We start from the raw sequence: 321 nt of genomic DNA on the forward strand, positions 1-321 counted from the left end.
GTCGTCGGCGTGACGCACGTCTTTACGAACAGCCGGATCTTCTTTGTCCAGCTCCTTGTCGTCCGGGTTGATACCCTGGATTGCAGGGATCTCGGTCGGAGCAGGCAGGTAGTCGATGACGGCGTCGAGAACCAGGGGAACGCCCTTGTTCTTGAACGACGAACCGCAGACGGCCGGTACGATTTCGCTGGCCAGGGTGCGCGCGCGCAGACCGGCTTTGATCTCTTCGACGGTCAGCTCTTCGCCTTCCAGGTACTTGTTCATCAGCTCTTCCGACGACTCGGCGGCGGCTTCAACCAGCTTTTCACGCCATTCGGCAGC

1 pseudogene is annotated in these 321 nt (G+C 60.4%); it reads right to left on the reverse strand.

The window, feature by feature from the left end:
• Positions 1-321, reverse strand: a pseudogene (fusA, locus tag SB751_RS29105) (elongation factor G); the annotation flags it as partial.

Source organism: Cupriavidus sp. SIMBA_020, assembly GCF_046535395.1.
GTDB classification, from domain to species: Bacteria; Pseudomonadota; Gammaproteobacteria; order Burkholderiales; family Burkholderiaceae; genus Cupriavidus; species Cupriavidus campinensis.